Here is a 23,679-nt window from a genome sequence, read left to right on the forward strand (position 1 = left end):
GCGCGCGAGGGAAACTGTTTAAAAAGTTTCCCTCGCGCATCTTCAAATATTACTTGCTCTGTGATTCCAAGGTGATGTGGTTGTTGGTGTAGACGCAGATGTCGGCGGCTATTTCCATGGCCTTGCGCGCGATTTCCTCGGCCGAAAGGTCGGTGTTCTGTTGCAGGGCGCGGGCAGCGGCCAGGGCATAGGAGCCGCCGGAGCCGATGGCGGCCACGCCGTCGTCCGGCTCGATCACGTCGCCGGTGCCGGAGATGATCAGGATGTGTTCGCCGTCGGCGGCCAGGAGCATGGCTTCGAGCTTGCGCAGGTATTTGTCCGTGCGCCAGTCCTTTGCCAATTCCACGGCGGCCCGGAGCAGGTTGCCGGAGTATGTTTCCAGCTTGGTCTCGAACCGTTCGGAAAGGGTGAATGCATCGGCCGTGGCCCCGGCAAAGCCGATGGTGACCTTGTCCTTGTATATGCGCCGCACCTTGCGGGCGGTGTGTTTCATGGCAACGGTCTGCCCAAAGGTAACCTGGCCGTCTCCGGCCACGGCAGTACCCTTGTCGTCCTTGACCGCAATAATGGTAGTTCCTCTGATTTCCACGATATTCTCCTTACAGAATTTCACAGGCAATGGCGGACCATGTCTCGAAGACGGCATCTCCGTGCAGGACCATGGTCGCTTCCCTGACCAGCCCCGCCTCGAGTCCTGTTTTCAGTGCAGTAAGCGCAATATGTGCCGCATCTTCAACCGGGTAGCCGTAGATGCCGCAGGATATGGCCGGGAAGGCCACGGTTTCGATGTTGTGTTTGCGGGCCAGCCGCAGGCTGTTGGTGTAGGCGTTTTCGAGCAGTACGGGTTCGTTGTTGCTGCCGCCGCGCCATATGGGACCGACTGTGTGGATGATATGTCGGGCAGGCAGGTTGAAGCCTCCGGTGATGACGGCTTCTCCCGGCGGCAGGGAACCGATGTTCAGGATAATCGCCCGGCAGGCTTCCTGGAGGTCCTTGACCCCAGCGGCGCGGTGAATGGCACCGTCCACGCCACCTCCTCCGGCCAGCCTGGAGTTGGCCGCATTGACAATGGCGTCCACGTCCAAAGCGGTGATGTCGCCCTGGCGGACGGTGAGCCGTCCCCGGCCTGTGTTCCATGTTTGCATGACAATTCGAAAGGTAATTCCTCCTGGCCGTTTGGCAAGAGGAGGTGTTCATTCAATGGAAATTCTTTCAGTAAGGCATTGTTCGTGTTAGAGTCACGGATATGGCGAAGTCAGAAACCATCCTCATCGTGGACGATCAGTCCGAAAACATCACTTTGCTTGTGGATGTGCTGCAGGAATCGTATTCCCTGCAGGTTGCCAAGAACGGGGCAACGGCCCTTGAGCGTGCAAGGGGGGAAACGCAGCCGGACATTATCCTGCTCGACGTCATGATGCCCGACATGGACGGCTATGAGGTCTGCCGCCGATTGAAGGCTGATCCCGCAACCTGGGGCATCCCGGTCATTTTCATCACTGCCCTGACCGATCCTGATGACGAGGCTTGGGGCTTCAAGCTCGGTGCCTCGGATTACATCACCAAGCCCATTAGTCCGCCAGTGGTCCAGGCTCGGGTGCGAGCTCATTTGCAACTCAAGCGTTCGAAGGAACTGCTTGAAAGCCAGAATGAGGCCCTGGAAGTGCGGGTCAGGGAACGGACAGCCGAGGTGGTTCAGATTCAGAAGGAGCGGGTCGAGAGCCTCAACCATTTTGCCAATGCCCTGGCGCATCAGATTCGTAATCCGGTCATGTCCATTGGCGGCATGGCCGGGCTTTTGGTGAAGAAGGCCCCGGAGGACAGCCCGTTGATTGAGTACGCAATGGCGGTCCGTGAAGGCGGCCTGCGTCTGGAAAGTCTGGTCAAGGTTGTCAGCGACTACGTGTCCTTGTCGGCGCATGGCATTCAGGCCATCTCTGTCAACAATCTCATGACCCAGGCCTTGATCAAGGTCCGTGAATTTTCCGAGGCCTTGGGGCATGATCTGCAATGCTCGTTGGAACTCGAAAATGCCATGATCGGCGTGGATGTCCGCATCGTGGTCCTGGCCATTGTCGAAATAGCCGTCAATGCCATGGAGTTCAGCCAGGGTGACGCCACGGAACTGACTATTCAGGGCGGTATCGGGCATTTCAGGGATGCATTGTTGACGGAGCATCCCCGGACCAGCAGTCATTGGTACGGGATGCACATAAGCGATGCAGGACCGGGTATTTCCAGGGAGGTCCTTCCCTATGTGACCGATCCGTTCTTCACGACCAAGGCGCAGGGCGTGGGCATGGGGTTGACCAAGGTCAAGCGCATCATTTGCGATGAACACGGCGGGATGATGCTGATCAAGTCGCCGTCGTTGGTCGGGCAGGCAGGCGAGAACGGCGGGGGCGGTACTTCGATCATCTTTGATCTGCCCCTGGCCTAGTCGACTATCTCGGCGGCTCCCTTCACTTCGGCAATGGCCTCGGCATAAGCCTGGAAGACGTCATCGCGGTTGATCAATCCGATGATGTCCGAGGTGTTGGTCTGGGCCACCACCGGAATCTGCCCGTAATCCGTGTTCACGAACCGGAGCAGCGCCTGGTAGAGATCGTAGTCGGGGCGCACGTAGACGGGCCGTGACATGAGATCTTTCACCACCACCAGGTCGTGCAGATCCTCCTCGAACATCCAGTTTCGCACATTGTGGATGGAGACCATGCCGACATACCAACCGTCCGATGACCGTCGGACCGGGAAGTAGAGTTGGTTTGAATTGGCGATGATGTCGGTCAAGGCCTTGAGCGTGGTCCCTTCCTCAAGCACGATGACATCGCCCGGATTATAGAAGTCCGAGACATGCATCTGTTCCAGGATATTGATGGTGGCATCCTCGGCATGGGCCGGGGAATCGAATTTGTTTTCTGCCTGGTGCTCGTAGAGCGAATAGTTGCGTCCGAGCACGATGCAAAGGGCCGAGGCGAGCATGAGCGGTGCCAGCAGTCCGTAGCCCTGGGTCAGTTCGGTCACCATGATCAGAGGGCCGATGGGGGCGTTGGCAACTCCGGCAAAGAAGGCGGCCATGCCCACCAGAATGTAGGCGCCGGGCTGGGTGACGATATCCGGGAAGAACTTGTGGCCGAGTTTGCCCACCAGGCCGCCGGACATGCCGCCCACGAACAGGGCTGGTGCGAACATGCCGCCGGACATGCCCGAACCGATGGTGATGGAGGTGGCTACGGTCTTGCCTATGATTATGTAGCACATGCCCAGTGCCGGGATCTGGCCGAGGATGGCCAGCTCCAGCCATCCGTATCCGCCGGAAAGGATACCGCCTGTGATCAGGCCGTCGGTGGCGGTGTAGGGATAGGCGATGCCGAGCAGGCCCATGGCCAGACCGCCTGCGCCCATTGACCAGATGATGCCGATCTTCTCCCGGAGCGGGAAGAAAATGCTGTATTTTATGTAATAGAAAGTCTTGATGTACATCCAGCCAACGGCGGCGCAGACAAAGGCGAGCAGTGCGTAGAAGATCAGTTCGCGCGGGTCGTGGAAGGTGAAACGGGGGATGCCGAAGATCGGTTCGGTGCCGTAGAAAAACGTGAATATGGAGTAGGAGACCACCGAACTCATGACCGATGGCAGGATCGCCTCTGCTTCGAAGTCTTCGCGGTAAATCACCTCCACGGCGGTCAGTGCACCGCCCAGAGGAGCTCGGAAGATGGCTCCCAGGCCACCGGCTGCACCGGCGAGCAGGAGCATGCGCCGTTCCTTGGCTGACAGATCGAACAGTTTTGCCAGCCAGACGCCTGCGCCTGCGCCCATTTGCGTGATCGGGCCTTCGCGTCCGGCAGAGCCGCCCGAGGCAATGGTCAGCACGGAGCACAAGCCCTTGATGATGGCTACCCGCGCCTTGATGATGCCGCCATGGTTATGGAAGGCGTTGATGGTCGCGTCGGTTCCGTCGGTCCCGCCGTTCATGGTCTCTGGAATGAACGTTTTTACGAGCCAGCCGGTGAGTAAGGCTGTGCCCGTGGTGCAGATGGGGATGACCCAGGGACGGTATGCCCCGACCGGACCTTCGAAGATGCCTTCGCCTGCCGGGTCCGGGGACACGATGCCTGCCAGGTGGTGCTGGATGAAGAACTTGCCGAATTCGACCAACCAGAAAAAGGCAACGGCCACCAGACCGGAAAGGATGCCGACCAGGACGCCGATGACCAGCCATCTGAACGAGGTCACCGTCCGATAGGATTTGACGAAATCCTTCCAGTAATTGATCAGTTGGACGAAGATGCGTAAAGACATGGGTTATCCGTTGACCGGGCGTCTGGCGAAATCGGGTCGGGTCATTTTTATGGCCGCCTCGGGCTGGGACAGGATCTGACGGCCCAGTTCCACATCCTTGGCAATGCGGGCTTTGAGTTCATCTATCCCGTTGAATTTTTTTTCGTCGCGGATGCGCTGGACAAAATGGACTCGTATGTCCGATCCGTAGATATCCTCGTTGAAGTCGAGGAGATGCGCTTCCACGGAAAGGGCGTCATTGCCGAATGTCGGGTTCTTGCCGATGTTGGCCACGCCTTGATGCACTTTCCCGGCCAACTCCACCCAAATAGCGTAGACGCCGTTTTTGGGGAAAAGTTCGTCCACCAGTTTGATGTTGGCGGTGGGAAAACCGAGCAGTTTACCCCCTCGATTCATGCCGTACACGACTTCCCCCTTGATCTGGTAGAATCGTCCGAGCAGGGGACGAGCCGCCCAAACTTTGCCCGCCTGTACCAGATCGCGGATGCGGGTGGAGCTGACAATGGCGTTGTCGATGGATACCGGATCGAGCCGGTCCACGGTGAAGCCGTGCTTGCGGCCCAGTTCTGTCAGGGTGGAGAAGTTGCCGGCCCGGCCCTTTCCCAGGTGGTAGTCGTACCCGATGATCATCTCGCGCATGTTCAGGCCGTCGAGGAGATATCGCTGCACGAATTCCTCGGGTGTGAGCCTGGCCATGTCCATGGTGAATTCCAGAAGCAGGCAGACCTGGGGGCCGTATTGGGATATGAGTTCTATCTTCTGTTCGGTCAGGGTGATGAAGGGCGGGTTCCGGTCGCTGCGCAGGACTTGCAGGGGGTGGGGGTCAAAGGTGACGACCACGCTGGTCAGGCCGCGGGCCTTGGCGCATTCGCAGGTGCTCTCGATCAGCTTCTGGTGGCCCTTGTGAACACCGTCGAAGTTGCCGATGGTCACGCATGACCCGGTAATTACGTCTTCGATTTCCTCTATGGTCCGTGCGACGATCATGTTGATTGGTGTCCCTGTTTGAAAAAAAAGCAAACTACGTCAAAAAGGCCGGGTGTACAAGGGGCGGTTATCCCTTCAGTTTGGTGCGCTCTTTGATGAGTTCTTCCAGCTCCTTGAGCTGTTCCTTTTGGGTTTCGGTCGTGGCCAGCGCCTGTGCTTTCTGGAGGTGCTGATTGGCCTTGCGCATGTCCATGGAATAGACCCCGGCGTAGGCCAGGTGCAGGTTGCCGCTGAACTCGTCCCCGGACGCGCCCAGAATCATGCCGAGGTGGTGGTGCACTTCCCAGTCCTCGGGGACGAGGTCGTTCACCTTGCGCATGTTGCGGATGGCCTGATCGGTTTGTCCGGCCTCGGCTTGCAGCCGTGCCAGGTAGAAAAGCGCCATGGAGTCGCGCTTGTCCATGATGACCGCCTTTTGCAACAGGCGGGCCGCCTGGTCGGATTGGCCGTTCTTGAAGTAGAAAATACCTGCTTCGCGGACGACGAGCGGATCTTCGCCGTCAAGGCTGAGAGCCTTTTCAAAGGCCTGCTCCGCTTCGTCCATCTTTTTCAGCCTGGCAAGGGTGATGCCGCGCCCCGCATAATCCATGGGGGTATATTCGCTTTGTGCCTTGTCGTCCCAATAGGCAAGGGCCGTGGCGGCAGGGGACATCTTGGAACGGACCAGAACCTGGACGCGGTACAGCTTGGTGTTGTCGTCCTTCCGGTTGAGGAATTCCGCTGGCATTCGCGCTATGCGGTCGTTGAGATAGGTGATTCGATCTGCGGTTCCGGGGTGGGTGGACAGGTAGCTCGGCATTTGGGAGCTGTTGTCGAACCACTTGTTTTTCATCATGATTTCAAAAGTACGAGGCATCCCGGTAGGGTTGTATCCCGCCTGGACCATGGAGTTGAGCCCCACATGGTCGGCTTCACGCTCGTCTTCCTGGGAATAGTGCAGCATGGCGGCCGTGCCTGCGCCCATGGAACCCATCATGATGGCCTGTCCTGCCTTGGCGCCGTCACTCCCCCCGGTGGCCACGCCAAGGAGCAGACCGGCCAGCATGCCGGCAGTGGAGAGCATGGTCACTTTCTTCTGCTTCTCGATGCGGTTGACCACATGGCGCTGGGAGACGTGTGCAAGTTCGTGGGCGATGACTCCGGCCAGTTGGGATTCCGTCTCCACTTCCTGAATCAGTCCAGTGAAAATGTAGATGAAACCGCCGGGGATGGCGAACGCGTTGAGCAGCGGGTTGGCAATGACCGCACTGGTAACCTTGAACGGCATGGGCCGTTTCCCGGTCACGACACGGGCCACCACTTCGGCCACATAATCGGTGATATAGGTGTCGCCTACCATGGACATCTGGCTGCGGATGGTCTGGTCGAATTCCCGTCCCATCTTGTTTTCGTCGCGCAGGGTCAGTTTGTCTCCCAGCAGGTCGGCCTGGGCCGTGAGGGCAGGGCAGATGACCAGGAGCATGGCCGCCAGGAAAGCGGGAAGTATGGTGAGCAGGTGTTTCATCGAATGTTTCCGTTTTGTTGGTTCCCATTGTAATCATTTGGAGGGGCTTGGCAACCCCGTTCAAGGGAACGCGCAAAAAAGGGCGCTGCCCCGAAAGACCGCGCCCTGCTGTCGTTTTGGCAACCTGTCTACTTGCTCATGGAGTCCATGAACTCGCGATTGTTCTTGGTCCCTTTCATCTTGCCGCGCAGGAATTCCATGGAGTCGATGGAGTTCATAGGGGAGAGCAGCTTGCGAAGAATCCAGACGCGGTTGAGCACGTCCTCTTCCAGGAGCAGTTCTTCCTTGCGGGTGCCGGACCTGTTGATGTCGATGGCCGGATAGATGCGTTTGTCCGAGAGGTGGCGATCCAGATAGATTTCCATGTTGCCGGTGCCCTTGAACTCTTCGAAGATGACTTCGTCCATGCGCGATCCGGTGTCGATGAGGGCGGTGGAAATGATGGTCAGACTGCCGCCTTCCTCGATATTGCGGGCTGCACCGAAGAAGCGTTTCGGCCGCTGCAGGGCATTGGCGTCGATACCGCCGGACAGGACGCGACCGGAGGAAGGGGTCACGGCATTGTAAGCCCGGCCGAGGCGCGTGATGGAATCCAGAAGAATGACCACGTCCCGTTTGCGTTCCACGAGACGCTTGGCTTTTTCGATGACCATGTCGGCCACCTGGACGTGGCGCTGCGGCGGTTCGTCAAAGGTGGAGCTGACCACTTCGGCCTTGACCGTGCGCTGCATGTCGGTCACTTCCTCGGGCCGCTCGTCAATGAGCAGCACGATGAGGTCCACCTCGGGGTGGTTGGCGTTGATGGAGTTGGCGATGGTTTGGAGCATTATGGTCTTACCGGTTCGGGGCGGGGCCACGATGACGCCGCGCTGCCCTTTGCCGATGGGTGCCAGCAGGTCGATGATGCGGGCGGAATAATTCTTGTCGCCGTTTTCCAGTCTGAGCTGCTCCTCGGGGTAGAGGGGGGTCAGGTTGTCGAACAGGACCAGGTTCTTGGAGTGCTGCGGGTCTTCGAAGCCGATTTCAGACACACGGAGCAGGGCGAAGTAGCGTTCACCTTCTTTGGGGGGGCGTATCTGGCCTGACACCACGTCGCCTTTGCGGAGGCCAAAGCGGCGAATCTGTGAGGGCGACACGTAAATGTCGTCGGGGCCGGCCATGTAGCTGTACATGGGCGAGCGCAGGAAGCCGAAGCCGTCAGGCAGGATTTCCAGGACCCCTTCGCCGAATATCTGTCCGTTCTGTGAGGCGCATTGCTGCAGGAGTGCGAAAATAAGCTCCTGCTTCCGCATGGTGCTGGGGTTCTCCACCTCGAAGGACATCGCAAGATCCGTGAGATCCTGCATGGATTTTTGTTTGAGCTCGGTCAGGTTCAGGCTGCCGCCGTTCCCATTGGTATCCCCGGTGTCATTTTCAAGATCGTAGTCGTCTTCCACGACGTTTTTGACGGGTTTCGGACTTTTTCGGGGGCGAGAGGTTTTTTTGGGCGGGGCGCCTTTGCCTTTACTATCATTGCCGGTTTTTTTGTTGGGCATAATGGGAAATTGTTGTTGAGGTTTTCGGGGTGTATGATGGGAATTGTGTTGTGTGGGACAGGCTGTGATCTTGGTCTACGCCCGGCGGAACGGGCGGTTTCGTGGAAGGTGCTGACGAACCGGGGCGGAAGATCGGTTCGCATGCGAGGTAAGGAAAAGCATACCTTTCATTGAAGTTGTGCTCACAGCCTCGGGGCATCTATAATAAAAACAAAATGGGAGTGGGATGAGTATAATCAAGCCGCGATGCGGCGACAAAAGGGGAGTTACCTTAAACCGGAGGTCTTGACAAGCCCTGCTAGTCTTTTTTCTCTTGCGCAGCGATGACATCCGCGAATATCTCGTTGATGCCCGCCTTGATGGAGTCCTGTTCGCGGTCCAGAGAGTACGCCAGTTCCATGGACACGAGCCCCATGGCCTGCTCGAGCAGGCGGCGTTCTCCAAAGGAAAGCTCCTTGTCCTTGCCGATCAGGAACAGTTCTTTGAGTACGTAGGCCACATCGGAAAGATCGCCGCTTTTCAGTTTCTCGGAATATTCGCGGTAGCGGCGGTTCCAGTTCTGGCCGGTATAGCCGGTGAAGCCGGTCCGGTCATTGAGGGATTCGAAAATGTCCTGGCCGATGCGTTTGCTGCATACCTGGCGAAGCCCCACGTTTACGGCGTTTGCGACCGGAACCATCAAAGTTACATTGTTGCTCAAGATGCGGACTATGTAAAAATCGGCCCTGACTCCGCCGATTTCCTGGGACTCAACGCGTTCGACGCGTCCTACTCCCTGGGAGGGATACACAACCAACTCATTGACCTTGAACACTTGGACCTCAGTTATTGAAAATCTTGCTTTTTACAAGCGACAGAAGGACATCATACCGAAAAGAGGATGAAGAGTCCACGATTACTCCGCCTCATCTTCAGGGAGGCAAAAGGAGTTGACGTGCTGCTGGGCAAATCCCGCTCCACGGCGGAAAAAGATGTCCAGCCCCTTGGTTGCGTGTTGGATTATTTCGGGCAGAACCGCGACACCTTTATCATCGAACGGTTCCAGGACCCAGTCGCTGATCACCTTGTATTGATCCTGGGGGCGACCCACGCCAAGTCGCAGGCGGTGAAAATTCGGGGTGCCGAGTCTTTCCTGGATCGACTCAAGCCCGTTGTGGCCGTTGTTGCCGCCGCCCATCTTGAATTTCATGCGGCCGATCGGAAGGTCCAGTTCATCATGGACCACGACGATTTCGTCCGGTTGCACACCGTGTCGGCCGCAAATCTTGGAAACCGCCTTGCCGCTCAGGTTCATGTAGGTCATCGGTTTGACCAGCAACCTGTATGCTCCGGCGAACTTGCACCGCCACAATTCATAGTCGCCCGATTCGTCGAATTTTTCCAACCGCATGGATTTACGCTCTGCGGCCAGGCTCACCAGGTGGTCCACAAGCATGAATCCGATATTGTGACGCGTGTTTTCGTACTTGCTGCCGGGGTTGCCGAGTCCCACTATGACGCCTTTGCAGTCCATTGTATCATCCGCAGTTGAGCGTTGTTGCCACAGGTTTCCGAGAGCAGTCTATCAGCCTCTTTGACTGGAGGCAAAAAAATCCCGGAGCGCGACGCCGCGCTCCGGGAAGTCATGTCATTGTGTGTTTCGAGATTACTCGGATTCGGCCTCGCCGATAACTTCCACTTCGGCGGTCTCGCCTTCCTCGCCGTCACCTTCCTCGTCTTCCTCTTCGCGCATGGCGGCTATGGCCAGGACGGCGTAGTTGTCATCGAAGACCGGGGTCACACCTTCTGGGAACTTCACGTCCTCAATGTGGATGGAGTCCATGATGTCCAGTTCGGTGATGTCGATGATGATGGATTCCGGGATGTCCATGGGCTTACACACGACCTCGATGGTGTCGCGGTACTGCTCGAGCTGGCCGCCCAGCTTGACGCCCTTGGAATCTCCGACGATTTCGAAGTGAACCGCGACTTTGAGTTCCTTGGTCAGGTCAACGCCGAAGAAGTCCACGTGCTCCGGGAAGCCCTTGACCGGCTCGTTGCGAACGCGCCACAGCAGCGCAGGCATGGTCTCGGTCTTGCCGGATTTGTCCAGGACCAGTTCAAAGACCTGGGAGTTGCCGACGGCGGCGTAAATTTTCTGCAGGGGAATCATCTTCACCTGGACAGGGATGTTGGTGCCCTTGGCATCGTAGTAGATGCCGGGAACCATGCCGGTCATACGAAGACGGCGGTTGGGGCCCTTGCCCAGCTGGGTGCGTTCCTGAACATTGAGTTTCAGCAGTTCTGCCATAATAGTTTCTCCTTTTACGCCCTGGCCGTCCACTATGGACGGACGCTCGCGCTTTAAATAGTTTTGGTTGCAGGGGCGTATTGCTTGGCAATCACGCCTTACGACAACCTTTCGACAGGATTATACAAACAGTACGGACACGGACGATTCCGTGTGTACGTTGTTGATGGCTTTGGCCAGCAGCGAGGCCACAGAGCGTTGCTTGATCTTGGAGCAGGCAGTCTTGTCGCCCAGCGGGATGGTGTCGGTGACGACCACCTCGGAAAAAGCGGATTCTTCCAGCCGCTGGATGGCCGGACCGGAAAGGACCGGGTGCGTGGCGCATGCCAGCACTTCCTTGGCGCCGTTTTCCATGATCACGTTGGCGGCGGCGCACATGGTGCCCGCAGTGTCGATCATGTCGTCGATGACCACGGCTACCTTGTCCTTGACGTCACCGATAATATGCATGGCCTTGGCCTGGTTCGGGGCGTCGCGGCGCTTGTCGACGATGGCCAGGGTGGCTCCCAGCCGTTTGGCATAGGCGCGGGCACGTTCCACACCGCCTGCATCCGGCGAAATGATGACAAAGTCGTCGTCGCGGTCGCGCAGATGTTCGAGCAGGGCGGGCGCTGCGAACAGGTTGTCCACAGGACAGTTGAAGAAACCCTGGATCTGGCCTGCATGCAGGTCGATGGTCACGAGGCGCTGCATGCCTGCGGTGGAGAGCAGGTCTGCCACCAGCTTGGCGGAGATGGGCGCACGGGGAACAACCTTGCGATCCTGGCGGGCATAGCCGAAATAGGGAACCACGGCTGTTACTCGTGAGGCACTGGCGCGCTTGAGGGCGTCCAGCATCAGGCACAGTTCCATGAGGTGGAAATTCACCGGGGAGCAGGTGGGCTGAACCACGAATACGTCGTCGCCGCGAACGTTTTCACCGATTTCGATGCGAATCTCACCATCGGAAAAGCGTTCACGCAGGACCGGGGAGGCCTTGGTGCCCAGGTGCTCACAAATGGCATCGGCCAGTTTCGGACTTGCAGACCCACTGATGATCTTCAGTTCACCGTGCATGACTACCTCATCTATTTCGTTATAAAAAAGTGGCTGGGGCGGGAGGATTCGAACCCCCGAATGTCAGGACCAAAACCTGATGTCTTACCACTTGACGACGCCCCAACGAAATTTGCTGATACGCGGTCGATTGCGGGGTTGCTGCGCGGAAATCAGACCTTGCGTATTGATATACGAGGCGGTCCTGATTTCCGCTTGCGCCCTGCACTCGACCACTTCCCGGCACATTTCGTCTACTCCCCTTATCCGGGGCGCCTTTTCGGCTGTCTGCCTTGCAGACTGCCATCTTCGGCGGAGCGAATGTCGTGCCGGGTGGTCTCGTGCTGACCGTTACCTGGTGGAGGGCTATTTGCAGTCCACCGTATAAATTTCAATCCCTTTATTCTCCAGGGCCCGAGCTGCGGACGCAGACGAACCCCTGTCTCGGAACAGGCCGAACAGGGAGGCTCCGGAGCCGCTCATGGCGGCGATTTCTGCCCCGTGTTCAAGGAGTATTTCCTTGATTTCCCGAAGTATTGCGTGCTTCTCGAAGACGACCGGCTCGAAGTCGTTCGTCATGTCCGGGGGCGAAACGGGAGATGGATTCTTAGTACCCAACTTCGGGGATGTCAAGGATTCATGGGCCTTGGGGGAGCCATTTTTTTCGTCCCATGCCTTGAAGGCCCAGGCTGTGTCCACATGGATGTCCGGGCAGGCCAGGATCAGGGTCATGCCGGACAAGTCGATGGCGGCCGGGACGAGTTTTTCCCCAATGCCTTCGGCCCAGGCCGGGCCGTCCATGAGGAAGAAGGGGACATCTGCGCCCAGGGATGCGGCCAGGGCGATCATGTCATTGTGAGAGAGCGCCTTGTCCCCGGCCTCGGAGTTGAGCCATTTGAGCAGGGTTGCGGCGTCGGAACTGCCGCCTCCGAGCCCGCCGCCCATGGGGATGCGTTTCGTCAGGGTGACGAATATGCCGGGTTTGAATCCTGAGACCTCGCCAAACCGTTTCCATGCCTTGTACAGGAGATTGGAGGTTGTTTCCAGCTCAGGCCTTTCCGGGCAGCGGATGAAGAAGTGTTCATCAACCCCCGGCTCTATCTTGATTATGTCGCACGGCATGGGGATCAAGTGGAACAGGGTCCGCAGTTCGTGATATCCGTCGGACCTGATCCCGAGGATTTCCAGGTGCAGATTGATCTTGGCCGGGGCTGTGAGCGTGGCTGATTCCATGGGGTTCCATACCAAAAAAAGGGGGCTCCGTCAGGAGCCCCCGGTGAATGCTAATCCAGCGGCAGGGCGACGAAACTGCTCTGTCCCTGTCTCTTTATGAGGAGCATGACGGCACCGCGTTCCTTGTCGCGTTTGATAACGCTTTCAAGGTCGGATACGGAGTTTACGTCCTTCTGGTTCGCCTGGAGGACCACGTCGCCCTGGCGAATGCCTTCTTCGCCGGCAGCGGTGTTCGGGTCCACGTTGACCACGAGCAATCCTTGGGTCTTGTCCAGTCCGAGTGCCTTGGCCTCTCGGTCATTGATTGGCTTGAGTGCCATGCCCAGCACGGTTGCGGCCTGGCCCTTGTCCTCGGAGTTGGGAGCCATGACGGCCATGGCCTTCTCGGTGCGCTGGCCCAGAGTCACGGTTTTGGTGACCACTTTACCATTGCTCCACAAGCCGAGGCGGACCTTGTCGCCCGGAGCCAGTCCGGCGATTTTCTTCAGCAGGTCGTTGTTGTCTTCGACCTTCTGGCCGTTGACTTCGAGGATGACATCACCCTGCTTGACCCCGCCCTTGTCGGCAGGGGCATCCTTGCCCACCGAAGCCACCAGGGCACCGGCGGGTTCTGCCAGACCGAGGGCCTTGGCCTGGGTCTCGGTGACCTGCTGGATGGTTACGCCGAGCCAGCCGCGCTGCACGGATTTCCCTGCTTTGAGCTGGCTGATGATCTTGGAGGCCTGGGTGCTGGGAATGGCAAAGCCGATGTTTTCTGCAGCCGCGTTGATGGCCGTGTTGATTCCGATGACTTCCCCGCGCATGTTCAGCAGCGGGCCGCCCGAGTTGCCGGGGTTGATGGAGGCATCGGTCTGGAGAAAGTTGTCGAACGGTCCGGCGCCGATGATTCGGTGCTTGGCCGAGATGATGCCTGCGGTGACCGTGTTGTCCAGGCCAAAGGGATTGCCTATGGCCAGGACCCATTCACCAACCTGAATGGCGTCGGAATCGCCGAGAGTCAGTGTCGCCAGGGAGTGGTCGGCCTTGATCTTGATGACGGCCAAATCGGTTTCACGGTCGGCGCCCACCACTTCGGCAACATATTCCCTCTTGTCGTCCTGGAACCGGACGCTCACCTTGTCCGCGCCGTTGATGACGTGGTTGTTGGTGACGATCAGCCCGTCGGACGAGATGACGAAACCGGAGCCCTGGCCGAGCTGCTTGCGAGGTTGCCCCTGCTGCTGGCCGAAGAACTGGTCGAATTGTTCGAAAAATTCCCTGAAAGGATGTCCCTCTGGAATCTGCTGACGGAATTGCGGTCCAGGGTTTCCCTGAGTGGTTTTTTCCGTGGAAATGAAGACCACCGCTTTACCGGCCTTGGCGGCCAGTTCCGTGAACACCGGCAGGCCGTTGGCCTGTGCAACAAGCGGCGCAGTCAGCGCCAGAGCGAGGATCAGAGTGAATATTCTAGCCTTGCGAATCATAATAAAGCCTCCATGCAGGATGCGGAAAACAGGATCGTGGTTTGTGGCCGCGTCTTTCAATATAGCCCTTTTTTTCGGCTTGTAAATAGTGTGACTGTTTTTGCACATGATAAAGAATTCAGGATACGGAATTGACGTATGCCCCTCTCGGTTTCACCGCCGTGTCTTCCGCAAGGAACTTTCAATTCGAGTCAAAGTGTATATAGTAATCACTACTGCGGGTGAGTGTGCCCGTTCATCAAAGCAAAGGAGACTTGAAATGCGCAGTCTGAAAATGTCCTGGTTTTTGCTGGCCGTATTCGTGGTAATGTCGGCGATGCCCCGGTTGGCCGCCGCCCATTGTCAGATCCCCTGTGGTATATATGATGACAATGCCCGCGTAGCGGCGATGCTGGAGGATGTGGAGACGATTAAAAAATCCATCACTATGATCAATGAATTGGCTGACAAGACGGATGTGCAGTCCAGGCAGCAATTTGTCCGCTGGGTGATGAACAAGGAAAATCATGCGCAAAAGCTCATTGCAACCACAGCCGATTATTTCCTTACCCAGCGGATCAAGCCCGCGCAGGAGGATTATGTCGAGCGCCTGAAAAAGCATCACGCCGTCATCCTGAACGCCATGAAGGCAAAGCAGGGTGCCGACATGAAAACGGCTGCCGAATTGGAGGAGAGCGTGAAGGCCTTGCTGGAGTATTACCCGGAACATAAGCACTAAATGCTTTTTGCGAGGAACGAAAGGCTTGCCTTTTACCAAACGGTCGGCTAGGAAAAATCCCCCTGCTTGTGCCGGGAAGTGCCCCCGTAGCTCAGGTGGATAGAGCACAGGATTCCTAATCCTGGTGCCACGTGTTCGAATCGCGTCGGGGGCACCATGGAAATCAAGGGCTTGGCAAAACTGCCAAGCCCTTTTTCATGCAGGTGCTGTTTGGGGGCGATGCCGGCGGAAGCTCCCTGGCGCCCGGTTGCGTGCAACGCCCGGCCGATCAACCCCATATCTTTGCCGGCATGTAGGGGTGAGTCCCTTCGATGACTTCAATGCCCGCCTTGGCCTGTATCTTCGGCACCAACTCTTTATAGTAATGGCAGTTGTCGGCCAGGCACGGGCCGATGTGGATCTTGGTGGGCTGTTCTTCCAGGGGCAGGTTCCATAGTTTGACTTGGGCCAATCTGGGAACGATGCTCGCCCCCGGACAGCCACCGCAATTCAGGATGCCCATGATTTGTGCCTCTACGTCCTTGTATCGTTCAAAGTACCCCTCGCGTCGGTTGAAGGCCACCAAACAGCGGGAACAGCCTATGCATACGTCGTCCATGGTGTTTCGGCATCCGATGATCAGAATTTTTTCCACTTGAACCTCCAGATTGTAGTTTCTCTGTATCTTTGGTCCATTTGAACAAATGCGTCAATATTCATACTTTGCAAGGAATGAATTGCGCGCAGTGCGTGAAAGAAACGGTTCCGGTTGTTCGGATTTCGGCAGAAACTGTAAAGGGGAAGCCAGATGTTTTTCGGATGAATGCCCTGAACCCCGATTGAATTACGGCGGGGTGTTTGTCTGATCTGAAAGGGCGATGCCCACTGTTTGGTGTCAAGGGCGCACGCCTGCGGCGGGATGTGTCGGTTTCCATTCGTTGGGAAGAGTCAGCCCGGGGGCTTTTGTCTGCGCTTTGCTTTGGGGAGGTCTGCGGATCAGGAGCACATGGGGTCGGTTCCCGGCACGGTCGGGAGGGAGAAGGAAAACGTACTGCCCTGGCCCAGGGTCGACTCCACCCAGATGAAACCGCCGTAGTGCTCGACTATTTCCTTGCATATGGCCAGTCCGAGTCCCGTTCCTTTTTCCTCGGCGCGAATGGTGTCACCCCGTCTGGATTTGTGAAATTTTTCAAAAATATAGTTCACTTCCTCAGGAGGGACGCCCGAGCCTGTGTCTTCGACGGACACGGTCAGGGTGTCGCCCTTGTCCTTCAACGAGACCGTTACCGCCCCTTCCTTGGTGAACTTGTATGCGTTGTTCAGCAGGTTGATCAGCACTTGCTGGATCTTGTCCGGGTCGGCATGGATCAGGCTCGTGTTTTCCGGCAGGTCGGTTATCAATTTAACGTCGGTGTTGGAGGAAAATCCGCCGAAGGCGGCGGTCGTGGCCTTGATTATCACCTCGCAAGGGTTGAGGAAGTGGTCGTTCCAGGTGGCCTTGCCGGATTCGATGCGGTTGATGTCGAGGAAGTCGTTGATGAGCCGGGTCAACCGTTCTCCCTCGGCTTCGATGATCTCCAGATTGCTTTTGATGCGTTGTCCCTTCCCGTGCAGTACGTCTTCCTTTGCCAGCGGCTGGAAATGGCGGACAAAGTCCCTGATGCACAGCTTGGCGAACCCTCGAATGGAGGTCAGAGGCGTACGCAGTTCATGGGAGACTGACGAGACCATGGCTGATTTTATTTCATCCAGTCGCAGGAGGCGTTTGTTCGCATCCTCCAGTTCCAGTTTCTGCCTGCTGAGTTCGGCTGTACGCTTGTCGACCTTGGATTCCAATTCCTCATTGAGCCGGGTCAGGGCTTCCTCGATTTTCTTGCGTTCGATGGCCATGGCCACTTGCTCGGACACTGCGGTCATGAAAGAGATGGCTTCGCCGGAATACTGGTGCGGATCGTCGTAATCCTGTACGGCCATGGCACCGACTACCGTTTCCCCCAGTTTGAGTGGAACCCCGAGCCAGACTGCCGGCGGTGTGCCGATCACGCCGATTTTTGCCATCAGCTCTTCGCCGTCTGGATCGGCCATGGAGAAGAACAGGGGAGCTCCGGTGCGGAAAACGTGAATGGAAAGGCTGCGTTGTTTTGGGTCGCTGATATTCGGGATGTCGTAATAGTCATCCTTCTCGTCCTGAAAATAGACGAAACGCAACATGTCGTCTTCTTCATCCAGCATGGCGATGAAAAAGTTCTTGGCCTGGATGACTTCACCAATGATGGAGTGGATGGTCTGGTAGAGATCCTTGAGGTCCCGGGTGGTGCTTATGGCCTTGGATATGTTGTACAATGCATGGGTCGTTCGCTCATTGAGCTTGCGGGCGGTGATGTCATGGAGGAATGCTTCGTAGTAGTCGATGCCGGTTTTTTCGTTGTGGGCCAAGCGGATATTGCCGCATACCCACACCTTTGCGCCGTCCTTGCGCTTGTAGAGAATCTCGTAGTTGCGAAGCTCCCTTTCCAAGTGGATTCGTTTCTGGAATATGAGACGGTCCTCCGGGTTCGCCCAGATGTCGTTTGTGCTGCATTCGATACTGTCGATCAGGTCCTTGGGGGAGTCATATCCCAGGATGTCGGCCAGGGCCGTGTTGGCCGTGAGGATTTTCCCGTCCAAGCTGCATTGGTAGATGCCGCTGGTGGCCTGTTCCACCATGGTTCGGAAGCGTTCCTCGCTTTCGCGCAGGGCCTGTTCCGTCTCCATTCGTTGGGTGATGTCCGTATGTGTACCGGACATCCGCAAGACTTTGCCGGTTTCATCCTTGGAACTGCCACCGCGCCCGAGAATCCAGCGAACCGTGCCGTCCTTGTGGATCTGGCGGAACTCCACCTGGAACTGATCCACCTTGCCCTCGACACATTGCATATTGGCCTTCACGACCCGGTCCATGTCCTCAGGATGAACGCTGTTCAGCCAGGAGTCGGCGTGATTGGGGAATTCCGCCTCGGTGTACCCGAGAATTTCCCTGTACCGCGGCGAATAGTACACGGCGTTGGTGATCAGATTCCAGTCCCAGAGGCCGTCATTGGCCCCTCGGGAAACCAACTTGTACCGTTCTTCGCTTTCAAGCAAGGCACGCAGGGTTTCGTCCCTTTCCGTGACATCGATGAGGGAACAAACGCGGTCTTTGGTGCCGGGGATAATGCGGACAAAGACGTGGACCCGCTTGTGTTCATTGCTTCGGGCAAGGAAGGTGAATTCATAGTTGTTCGGGGCTGCTTGACCGTTTCGGGTGCGGTTGGCGTGATACGCCATCATCCGATGAAGCTCTTCCGGGTCCACGAAATCCGTCCATTTCATCTTTCCCTGAATTTCGGCCGGAGTATAGCCTGACAAGTGTGCAAACTGCGAGTTGCAGCTTTGAATGATCCTGTTGTCGTCGATGAGGACCATGGCGGTCCCGGTGTTTTCGAACAGCGTGCGGTAATGGTTTTCGCTGGTGCGCAGCGCGTCTTCTGCCGCCTTGATTCCGGATATGTCGAGAAGGATGCCCCGGATACCGGTAACTTGACCGTTTTCGATGATGCGTTCAGCGTAGACCTTGACGGGGAAGGTGGATCCGTCCCTTCTTTGAGCCGTGTAAGTCTGTTGTTGCAGGGGGTCGCCAGCGAGCGTCTTGGCCATGTTGGACTGAACGCGCTCTAAGTCATCCTGGTGGATTACATCGGAAAGGGCCAACCCCCTGTATATGTCTTCCTTGGTGTAGCCGTAATTATTCAGAGCAAAGTCATTGGCGTAGAGCAGCTTTCCCCGGATGTCGATTTCAAAGACGAATTGGGGGAGCTTGTCGGCGATCCGGGCATACTTACCGTCTAACGCCTCAGCAAGCTTCGAGCGGAGTGCTTCGAGTTCTTCAATCAACTCGGCCTTGGTTTTCTCTGTGTTCTTCTTCATGGAATTTCCTGCTCCGTGTAGACTAAAACCTATCAAATCCGTCACGGAATAGGCAATGATTATGAACGCCTTTGAGTCCCTTCCGGGAAGCGGACGTTGCGGGCAGCCACACGAAAAACCTGACCGCGACAGGTATTGTCTTGGTCAGGTCAGGTGGATGCGATGCTATTGGTCGCGTTTCGGCTTGTAGTGCTGTTTGTATGGGCGTTTTCCCGGAGGACGCTGGCCCCCCTTCTTGTGGAAATTGCGGTTTGGCGGCTTGCTGTTGCCTTCTCCCCGCGTGATGAGCAGCTGGTCTTCCTGGCTGTTGACCGCGTTCATGATTTTTTCGGCCTCATGGCCTGGCGTGGTGAACGTGGTTCGGTTGCCCTGTATGCGCACATGCTGGATGGACCAGGGTTTGACGCGCGCGGCGGCCGAAACGAAGTCGACGAATTTCTTGGGCGTCAAGCCGTCGGCGCGCCCCAGAGCACAGACAAGGTCTGCCCGTCCATGGCCGGACGAGCCGGCTGGGCCGACGGTGTCGATGTTGCGGTAGCTGGACTCGATCAGTTCATCGCCGAAGGTGTTCTTGAGCAGGGCTGCAACCACCTGTACGGGCGGGTTGTTGTCCAGCAGTTCCTGGGCCATGGAGAGGTAGGCTGTGTGGTCTTCGCTTTCCATGATCGCATCGAGTTCCGACACCACTTTGCTCTTTTTTGAGTAGATGACGTCCTGAATGCGCGGCAGGGCTTCTTTCTTGATATCGATTCCCGAGCTCTTGGAGATGTACATCAGGCGCCGGAATTCGTTGGGCGTGATCAGGGTGATGGCCACGCCCTGCTTGCCTGCACGGCCGGTGCGACCGGTGCGATGGACGAAAGTCTGCGGGTCTTGGGGCAGGGCGAAATTGACCACGTGGGTCAGGTCCGGCACGTCGATGCCGCGTGCGGCCACGTCCGTGGCAACGAGGATGGTTGCCTTGCGTTTGCGGAAACTGTTCAGGATCTTTTCGCGCTGGGTCTGGTTGAGATCCCCGTGGATTGGTTCGGATGGATAGCCGCGCTGGTTGAGCCGGGAGGCCACCAAATCCGCATCGGCGCGGGTGCGGGTGAAGACCAGTCCGTAAAAGTCGGCCTGGGAGTCGATGACCCTGCACAGGGCTTCGAATCGATCCGAATCCGCCATTTCGTGGAAAATATGCTTTGTCAGCGGTGTGTCGGATTTTTCCGATTTCACGGACACCACTTCGTAATCTCCCATGAACTCCTTGGCGATACGCATGACTTCGTGGGGCATGGTGGCTGAAAACAGGAGCGTCCGGCGGTCTTCATTGGCCGAGGCCAGGATTTCCCGGACGTCGTCCACGAAACCCATGTTGCACATCTCGTCCGCCTCATCCAGGATGAAGAAGTCGAGTTTGTCGATGCGCAGCGTGCCGCGCTTGAGGTGGTCCATGATGCGTCCCGGCGTCCCCACGACCACGTCCACACCCTGTTTGAGCGCCTTGAGCTGCATGTGGATGGCCTGGCCGCCGTAGATGGGCAGCACGCGGATGCGTTTTTTGCCTTTGAGTGAATCGATTTCCTCGGCCACCTGGATGGCGAGTTCGCGGGTGGGGGTCAGGATGAGGGACTGGACGCACCGGGCCCTTTCCCTGGCCGCCTCGAGGACGGGCAGGCCAAAGGCTGCGGTTTTGCCTGTGCCGGTCTGTGCCTGCCCTACGATGTCCACCGTACCGCTGAGCAACATGGGGATGGTCAGCGTCTGGATGGGGGTTGGGGCGGTGAATCCTTTGGATTCCAGGGCGGCCAGCATTTCTTCCGACAGCCCCAGTTCCTTGAAACTGGTCATAAATGAATTCCTTTGGAAAAAAGTGAGTTGACCCTATGCTCATGAACAATAGCACAGAGTCACGCAAACGCACAGATGCGTCTGCGCAAAAATACGGTGTTGGAGAATGGAGGGTGGAGGTCTGAGGAAAGGGGAGAGGGAGCCTTCTTCAAAAGATTCCTTCTCCTCTTCCCTCAGCCGCCTGCGGCTCTTATCTCGGGCGGAAGGTGATGCGTCCGCGGGTGAGGTCGTAAGGAGAGAGTTCCACGGTAACGGTGTCGCCGGGCATGACACGGATGCGAAATTTGCGCATTTTACCGGAAATGTGAGCGAGTACGTTGTGTCCGTTCTCGAGTTCTACGCGGAACATGGCGTTGGGCAGCGCTTCCTCAACGGTGCCCTGAACGACGATTCCTTCTTCTTTGGCCATATACTGTTATCCTTTTGTTGTAAGGCGACGGGAAAAGCCCGCCCTCGGGGCAGGGCGGGCTAGGGATATCTTTAGTTGACGTGGAGAGCGATGTTTACCAGCGCGGACGCTCGGGGCGAGGGCGGGCTTCGTTGACCTTGAGATTGCGGCCACCGAAGTCGGAACCGTCCAGGCTCTCGATGGCTTCGAGTGCGCCCTGGTCTTCCATTTCAACAAATCCGAAGCCGCGCGGGCGGCCCGTTTCGCGATCGTTGATCAATTTGACGGAGATGACTTCTCCAAATGCTTCAAACGCAGCGCGTATATCCTCTTCCGTGGCACTCCAGGGCAGGTTGCCCACATAAATGTTCTTAGCCATTACGTACTAAACTCCAAAAAAAAGTAATGAATAAAAAAGGCGAATTCGCCCGGTGAAACAAAGTCGAGGAAATGCAAAGCACGTAAGCCTTTCAGAACTCAAGTCATTTCACCCTTCGTCGGCACAGTCCGGCCTTGACCGGGAGCATCCCCGTAGATGCCACCGACTACTGTAGTAGAGGGCCTTACGTGGGGATGCGATATCCGTCAAGCAAAAAATGGCTTAAGCAGGAATATGTCCTATATTGCGAACTTCATATTGCTGAAGAATTCCTGTGGATCGTAGAGGCCCGGATTGTCGGCGGATACGGTCTCCATGGCCTTGAAAAATTCGTCCCAGCCCGAGACTTCGGTCACCTTTTTCTTGTCTATGAAAATCTTGAAAATTGTCCCCCGCGGGCATTTGGTCAGGTTGATTTCCAGAGTGCCCGCGTCGGTCATTTCGGTCCAGAAGGCGGACCAGGCAGTCCGGTCTCCTTCGGTCTTCTTGAATTTTTCGAAGTATGCCTCGAAAATGCGTTCGATATCAGCTCGTTCCATGTTCTTATCCTTGTCTGAAGTCGTCCAGGGTAAACCATGTCCCGGCCACGAAGGCGCTGAGAAGCGCTTCGTAGTCCGCAGCAAGGGCATCGCCGTGGTGATAGGCGCAGAAGAATTTTCCGTCATCGAGTTCGGTCCAACCGGAGTACCCGAAATCCGGGGCCGCTGCATGTCGGGCGTTGCGCAGTTCCAGGATATGGTCCTGAACCCATTGATCGGGCAGCCCGTCCCCGGCGTTCCAATTCCATGCATACTCCCGGCGGTAGGCCGGTTCAATGATATTCAGGGATACGCGCCGCCAGGTGCAGTCGGCCATGTTGTCCTCAAAGGGATAGGGCGCACCGAACATGACGGGCCTGGTCTCGGCGTGATCCGCTGGCACGTTGATTTCGGTGCACAACTCGTTGTTGACATGCAGCATGACCTTTCCGGCAGCATATTCGAGCCGGATGGTGTTGAATCGGCCGGGGGGAAGGGGGACGGGTTGACCGTCTTCCACGTCCGGGACCATGCGGTCGGGATAGAGCCGCCACCATGTTCCGAGTCGCAGTCCGCAACCGTTCTTGTCTGCCGCGTCCACCCTGATCTCGGCTTCGAGCCGGGCCGTTGCCGTACGCGGGTCGGTCATGGGGCGCAGGGCATAGCGGACCACGGACAGCTTGCCCGCTTCGTTGCTGACGTGCATTCCTTCCGGTGTGAAAATCGGGTTGGCCGGATCAACGGCCCGGCCGTGTACCCGGAAGCCGGACATGAGCTCGTCCGCTGTGCCGAGCCAGGCGCAGGTGCCCCAGTCCGGCCCCACGTTGCGGTAAGTGACGAGCAGCCGCCCGTCCGAGATCTGTCCCATGGTCGGTCGGTGGCCCATGAGCGGGGTCGGGACCGGATCGGACCATGATGCGCCGTCATCTTCGCTGATGCACAGGTACATGGGTTCGAAGACGAAGCTGTTTTCGCGCATCAAGGCCAGGATGCGGCCGTCGGGCAGCCGGGTCATGGATGCTTCGCAGAGCACCAGGTTGCGATGGGCGGCCAGGACCGAAATCTGTTCCCAGGTGTGTCCCTGGTCCGCGGACCGAAAAACTATCTGTTCGGTGGGGGGCTGACGGATGGCCGGGTGTTCTTCCTGTCCCACATGCTTATGCCCGGTGGTCAACCACACGTTGTTGCCGAGGTTCATGATCCGGTCGTGCATGTCGTGGGTCAGGCCGGTTGCCGGAAAAGGGTTCCAGGTGTCACCGTTGTTCCGGCTCGTGTGGAAAATGCGCGAACTGTCCGAAATGAGCAGGGACGCGTTGCCAAAGCGGTGCAGGCGAGGGCTGTGACTCCTGGGCGAATCAGGGTAGATGATCCGTGACCATGTGTGCCCGTTGTCCTCGCTGATCTTCACGACCAGGACGCGACGGGTGGGCCGGACGTGTTTGTCCGCTTCGTTGTAGATCACGATCAGGCGGCCGTCTCGGGCACGGATGACATCCGGGAAGGCAAGGTAATGGCCTTCGCGTCGATCGATGACGACGTGGCGATCCGGGTGGTCTGACAGGCTGGGCAT

The 23,679-nt window shown here is 57.4% G+C and carries 21 protein-coding genes and 2 tRNA genes; 3 read left to right on the forward strand and 20 right to left on the reverse strand.

All coding sequences use genetic code 11. From position 1 onward, the window contains the following. Positions 1-49: 49 nt before the first annotated feature. Complete coding sequence (gene hslV, locus DWB63_RS09200) at positions 50-589, reverse strand: ATP-dependent protease subunit HslV (protein WP_128328535.1); 540 nt, start codon at positions 587-589, stop codon at positions 50-52. A 10-nt stretch (positions 590-599) separates the two neighbouring features. Continuing rightward, complete coding sequence (locus DWB63_RS09205) at positions 600-1,145, reverse strand: O-acetyl-ADP-ribose deacetylase (protein WP_128328536.1); 546 nt, start codon at positions 1,143-1,145, stop codon at positions 600-602. Between the two features lie 101 nt (positions 1,146-1,246). Here DWB63_RS09205 and DWB63_RS09210 point away from each other — a divergent pair, with 101 nt between their 5' ends. Continuing rightward, complete coding sequence (locus tag DWB63_RS09210; protein ID WP_128328537.1) at positions 1,247-2,440, forward strand: response regulator; 1,194 nt, start codon at positions 1,247-1,249, stop codon at positions 2,438-2,440. On the opposite strand, the gene DWB63_RS09215 is transcribed toward DWB63_RS09210, so the two are convergent. The 11 genes from DWB63_RS09215 to DWB63_RS09265 form a co-directional block, all read right to left on the reverse strand. Further along, the gene (locus DWB63_RS09215; RefSeq protein WP_128328538.1) at positions 2,437-4,302 is read right to left on the reverse strand and encodes a chloride channel protein; all 1,866 of its coding nucleotides are present in this window, start codon (positions 4,300-4,302) and stop codon (positions 2,437-2,439) included. The genes DWB63_RS09210 and DWB63_RS09215 overlap by 4 nt on opposite strands. Before the next feature lie 3 nt (positions 4,303-4,305). Next, the gene (locus DWB63_RS09220; RefSeq protein ID WP_128328539.1) at positions 4,306-5,289 is read right to left on the reverse strand and encodes a bifunctional riboflavin kinase/FAD synthetase; all 984 of its coding nucleotides are present in this window, start codon (positions 5,287-5,289) and stop codon (positions 4,306-4,308) included. A 67-nt stretch (positions 5,290-5,356) separates the two neighbouring features. Further along, positions 5,357-6,793, reverse strand: coding sequence for a M48 family metallopeptidase (locus DWB63_RS09225; protein WP_128328540.1), 1,437 nt, complete (start codon positions 6,791-6,793; stop codon positions 5,357-5,359). 128 nt (positions 6,794-6,921) lie between these two features. Beyond that, positions 6,922-8,169 carry a transcription termination factor Rho gene (rho, locus tag DWB63_RS09230; protein ID WP_128328592.1) on the reverse strand — a complete coding sequence of 416 codons (1,248 nt, stop codon included), beginning with the start codon at positions 8,167-8,169 and terminating at the stop codon, positions 6,922-6,924. A 457-nt stretch (positions 8,170-8,626) separates the two neighbouring features. After that, on the reverse strand, positions 8,627-9,142 hold the full coding sequence (locus DWB63_RS09235) for a CarD family transcriptional regulator (RefSeq protein ID WP_128328541.1): 516 nt from the start codon (positions 9,140-9,142) through the stop codon (positions 8,627-8,629). Between the two features lie 81 nt (positions 9,143-9,223). After that, entirely contained in the window at positions 9,224-9,841 is a 618-nt protein-coding gene (pth, locus tag DWB63_RS09240) for an aminoacyl-tRNA hydrolase (protein WP_128328542.1), read from the reverse strand. Positions 9,842-9,973: 132 nt separating this feature from the next. Further along, the gene (locus DWB63_RS09245; RefSeq protein WP_128328543.1) at positions 9,974-10,618 is read right to left on the reverse strand and encodes a 50S ribosomal protein L25; all 645 of its coding nucleotides are present in this window, start codon (positions 10,616-10,618) and stop codon (positions 9,974-9,976) included. Between the two features lie 120 nt (positions 10,619-10,738). Continuing rightward, positions 10,739-11,674 carry a ribose-phosphate pyrophosphokinase gene (locus DWB63_RS09250; protein WP_128328544.1) on the reverse strand — a complete coding sequence of 312 codons (936 nt, stop codon included), beginning with the start codon at positions 11,672-11,674 and terminating at the stop codon, positions 10,739-10,741. A gap of 30 nt (positions 11,675-11,704) precedes the next feature. Then, a tRNA-Gln gene (locus DWB63_RS09255) sits at positions 11,705-11,779 on the reverse strand. Positions 11,780-12,019: 240 nt separating this feature from the next. Continuing rightward, positions 12,020-12,886 carry a 4-(cytidine 5'-diphospho)-2-C-methyl-D-erythritol kinase gene (gene ispE / locus DWB63_RS09260; protein WP_128328545.1) on the reverse strand — a complete coding sequence of 289 codons (867 nt, stop codon included), beginning with the start codon at positions 12,884-12,886 and terminating at the stop codon, positions 12,020-12,022. A 50-nt stretch (positions 12,887-12,936) separates the two neighbouring features. Beyond that, entirely contained in the window at positions 12,937-14,349 is a 1,413-nt protein-coding gene (locus DWB63_RS09265; RefSeq protein WP_128328546.1) for a Do family serine endopeptidase, read from the reverse strand. A gap of 259 nt (positions 14,350-14,608) precedes the next feature. Here DWB63_RS09265 and DWB63_RS09270 point away from each other — a divergent pair, with 259 nt between their 5' ends. After that, complete coding sequence (locus DWB63_RS09270) at positions 14,609-15,067, forward strand: superoxide dismutase, Ni (RefSeq protein WP_128328547.1); 459 nt, start codon at positions 14,609-14,611, stop codon at positions 15,065-15,067. Between the two features lie 80 nt (positions 15,068-15,147). Next, positions 15,148-15,224, forward strand: a tRNA-Arg gene (locus tag DWB63_RS09275). A gap of 111 nt (positions 15,225-15,335) precedes the next feature. On the opposite strand, the gene DWB63_RS09280 is transcribed toward DWB63_RS09275, so the two are convergent. The 7 genes from DWB63_RS09280 to DWB63_RS09310 all read right to left on the reverse strand — a co-directional run bounded on the left by DWB63_RS09280 (position 15,336) and on the right by DWB63_RS09310 (position 23,679). Further along, a complete protein-coding gene (locus tag DWB63_RS09280) occupies positions 15,336-15,701 on the reverse strand; it encodes a CGGC domain-containing protein (protein WP_128328548.1) in 366 nt (121 codons plus the stop codon). Positions 15,702-16,042: 341 nt separating this feature from the next. Further along, positions 16,043-18,991, reverse strand: a complete 2,949-nt coding sequence (locus DWB63_RS09285) for a PAS domain S-box protein (protein WP_128328549.1) — start codon at positions 18,989-18,991, stop codon at positions 16,043-16,045. Positions 18,992-19,156: 165 nt separating this feature from the next. Beyond that, the gene (locus DWB63_RS09290) at positions 19,157-20,824 is read right to left on the reverse strand and encodes a DEAD/DEAH box helicase (protein ID WP_128328550.1); all 1,668 of its coding nucleotides are present in this window, start codon (positions 20,822-20,824) and stop codon (positions 19,157-19,159) included. Between the two features lie 190 nt (positions 20,825-21,014). Beyond that, positions 21,015-21,233 (reverse strand): translation initiation factor IF-1, encoded by a 219-nt coding sequence (gene infA / locus DWB63_RS09295; RefSeq protein WP_128328551.1) that lies wholly within the window; start codon positions 21,231-21,233, stop codon positions 21,015-21,017. A 94-nt stretch (positions 21,234-21,327) separates the two neighbouring features. Beyond that, on the reverse strand, positions 21,328-21,591 hold the full coding sequence (locus DWB63_RS09300) for an RNA-binding protein (protein ID WP_128328552.1): 264 nt from the start codon (positions 21,589-21,591) through the stop codon (positions 21,328-21,330). Between the two features lie 239 nt (positions 21,592-21,830). Then, on the reverse strand, positions 21,831-22,130 hold the full coding sequence (locus DWB63_RS09305) for a hypothetical protein (protein WP_128328553.1): 300 nt from the start codon (positions 22,128-22,130) through the stop codon (positions 21,831-21,833). A gap of 4 nt (positions 22,131-22,134) precedes the next feature. Further along, on the reverse strand, positions 22,135-23,679 hold the full coding sequence (locus DWB63_RS09310) for a sialidase family protein (RefSeq protein ID WP_128328554.1): 1,545 nt from the start codon (positions 23,677-23,679) through the stop codon (positions 22,135-22,137).

The sequence above is a fragment of the Pseudodesulfovibrio sp. S3 genome, assembly GCF_004025585.1.
In the GTDB taxonomy this organism is placed as follows: Bacteria; Desulfobacterota; Desulfovibrionia; order Desulfovibrionales; family Desulfovibrionaceae; genus Pseudodesulfovibrio.

What these genes read in the sequence shown, in the direction of transcription:
- ispE (WP_128328545.1), bottom strand. Translation starts at nt 12,886, where the DNA reads ATGGAATCAGCCACGCTCACAGCCCCGGCCAAGATCAATCTGCACCTG.
- infA (WP_128328551.1), bottom strand. Translation starts at nt 21,233, where the DNA reads ATGGCCAAAGAAGAAGGAATCGTCGTTCAGGGCACCGTTGAGGAAGCG.
- DWB63_RS09290 (WP_128328550.1), bottom strand. Translation starts at nt 20,824, where the DNA reads ATGACCAGTTTCAAGGAACTGGGGCTGTCGGAAGAAATGCTGGCCGCC.
- DWB63_RS09300 (WP_128328552.1), bottom strand. Translation starts at nt 21,591, where the DNA reads ATGGCTAAGAACATTTATGTGGGCAACCTGCCCTGGAGTGCCACGGAA.
- DWB63_RS09265 (WP_128328546.1), bottom strand. Translation starts at nt 14,349, where the DNA reads ATGATTCGCAAGGCTAGAATATTCACTCTGATCCTCGCTCTGGCGCTG.
- DWB63_RS09270 (WP_128328547.1), top strand. Translation starts at nt 14,609, where the DNA reads ATGCGCAGTCTGAAAATGTCCTGGTTTTTGCTGGCCGTATTCGTGGTA.
- DWB63_RS09225 (WP_128328540.1), bottom strand. Translation starts at nt 6,793, where the DNA reads ATGAAACACCTGCTCACCATACTTCCCGCTTTCCTGGCGGCCATGCTC.
- DWB63_RS09210 (WP_128328537.1), top strand. Translation starts at nt 1,247, where the DNA reads ATGGCGAAGTCAGAAACCATCCTCATCGTGGACGATCAGTCCGAAAAC.
- DWB63_RS09220 (WP_128328539.1), bottom strand. Translation starts at nt 5,289, where the DNA reads ATGATCGTCGCACGGACCATAGAGGAAATCGAAGACGTAATTACCGGG.
- DWB63_RS09250 (WP_128328544.1), bottom strand. Translation starts at nt 11,674, where the DNA reads ATGCACGGTGAACTGAAGATCATCAGTGGGTCTGCAAGTCCGAAACTG.
- DWB63_RS09310 (WP_128328554.1), bottom strand. Translation starts at nt 23,679, where the DNA reads ATGCCCAGCCTGTCAGACCACCCGGATCGCCACGTCGTCATCGATCGA.
- DWB63_RS09245 (WP_128328543.1), bottom strand. Translation starts at nt 10,618, where the DNA reads ATGGCAGAACTGCTGAAACTCAATGTTCAGGAACGCACCCAGCTGGGC.
- DWB63_RS09285 (WP_128328549.1), bottom strand. Translation starts at nt 18,991, where the DNA reads ATGAAGAAGAACACAGAGAAAACCAAGGCCGAGTTGATTGAAGAACTC.
- pth (WP_128328542.1), bottom strand. Translation starts at nt 9,841, where the DNA reads ATGGACTGCAAAGGCGTCATAGTGGGACTCGGCAACCCCGGCAGCAAG.
- DWB63_RS09205 (WP_128328536.1), bottom strand. Translation starts at nt 1,145, where the DNA reads ATGCAAACATGGAACACAGGCCGGGGACGGCTCACCGTCCGCCAGGGC.
- DWB63_RS09215 (WP_128328538.1), bottom strand. Translation starts at nt 4,302, where the DNA reads ATGTCTTTACGCATCTTCGTCCAACTGATCAATTACTGGAAGGATTTC.
- DWB63_RS09305 (WP_128328553.1), bottom strand. Translation starts at nt 22,130, where the DNA reads ATGGAACGAGCTGATATCGAACGCATTTTCGAGGCATACTTCGAAAAA.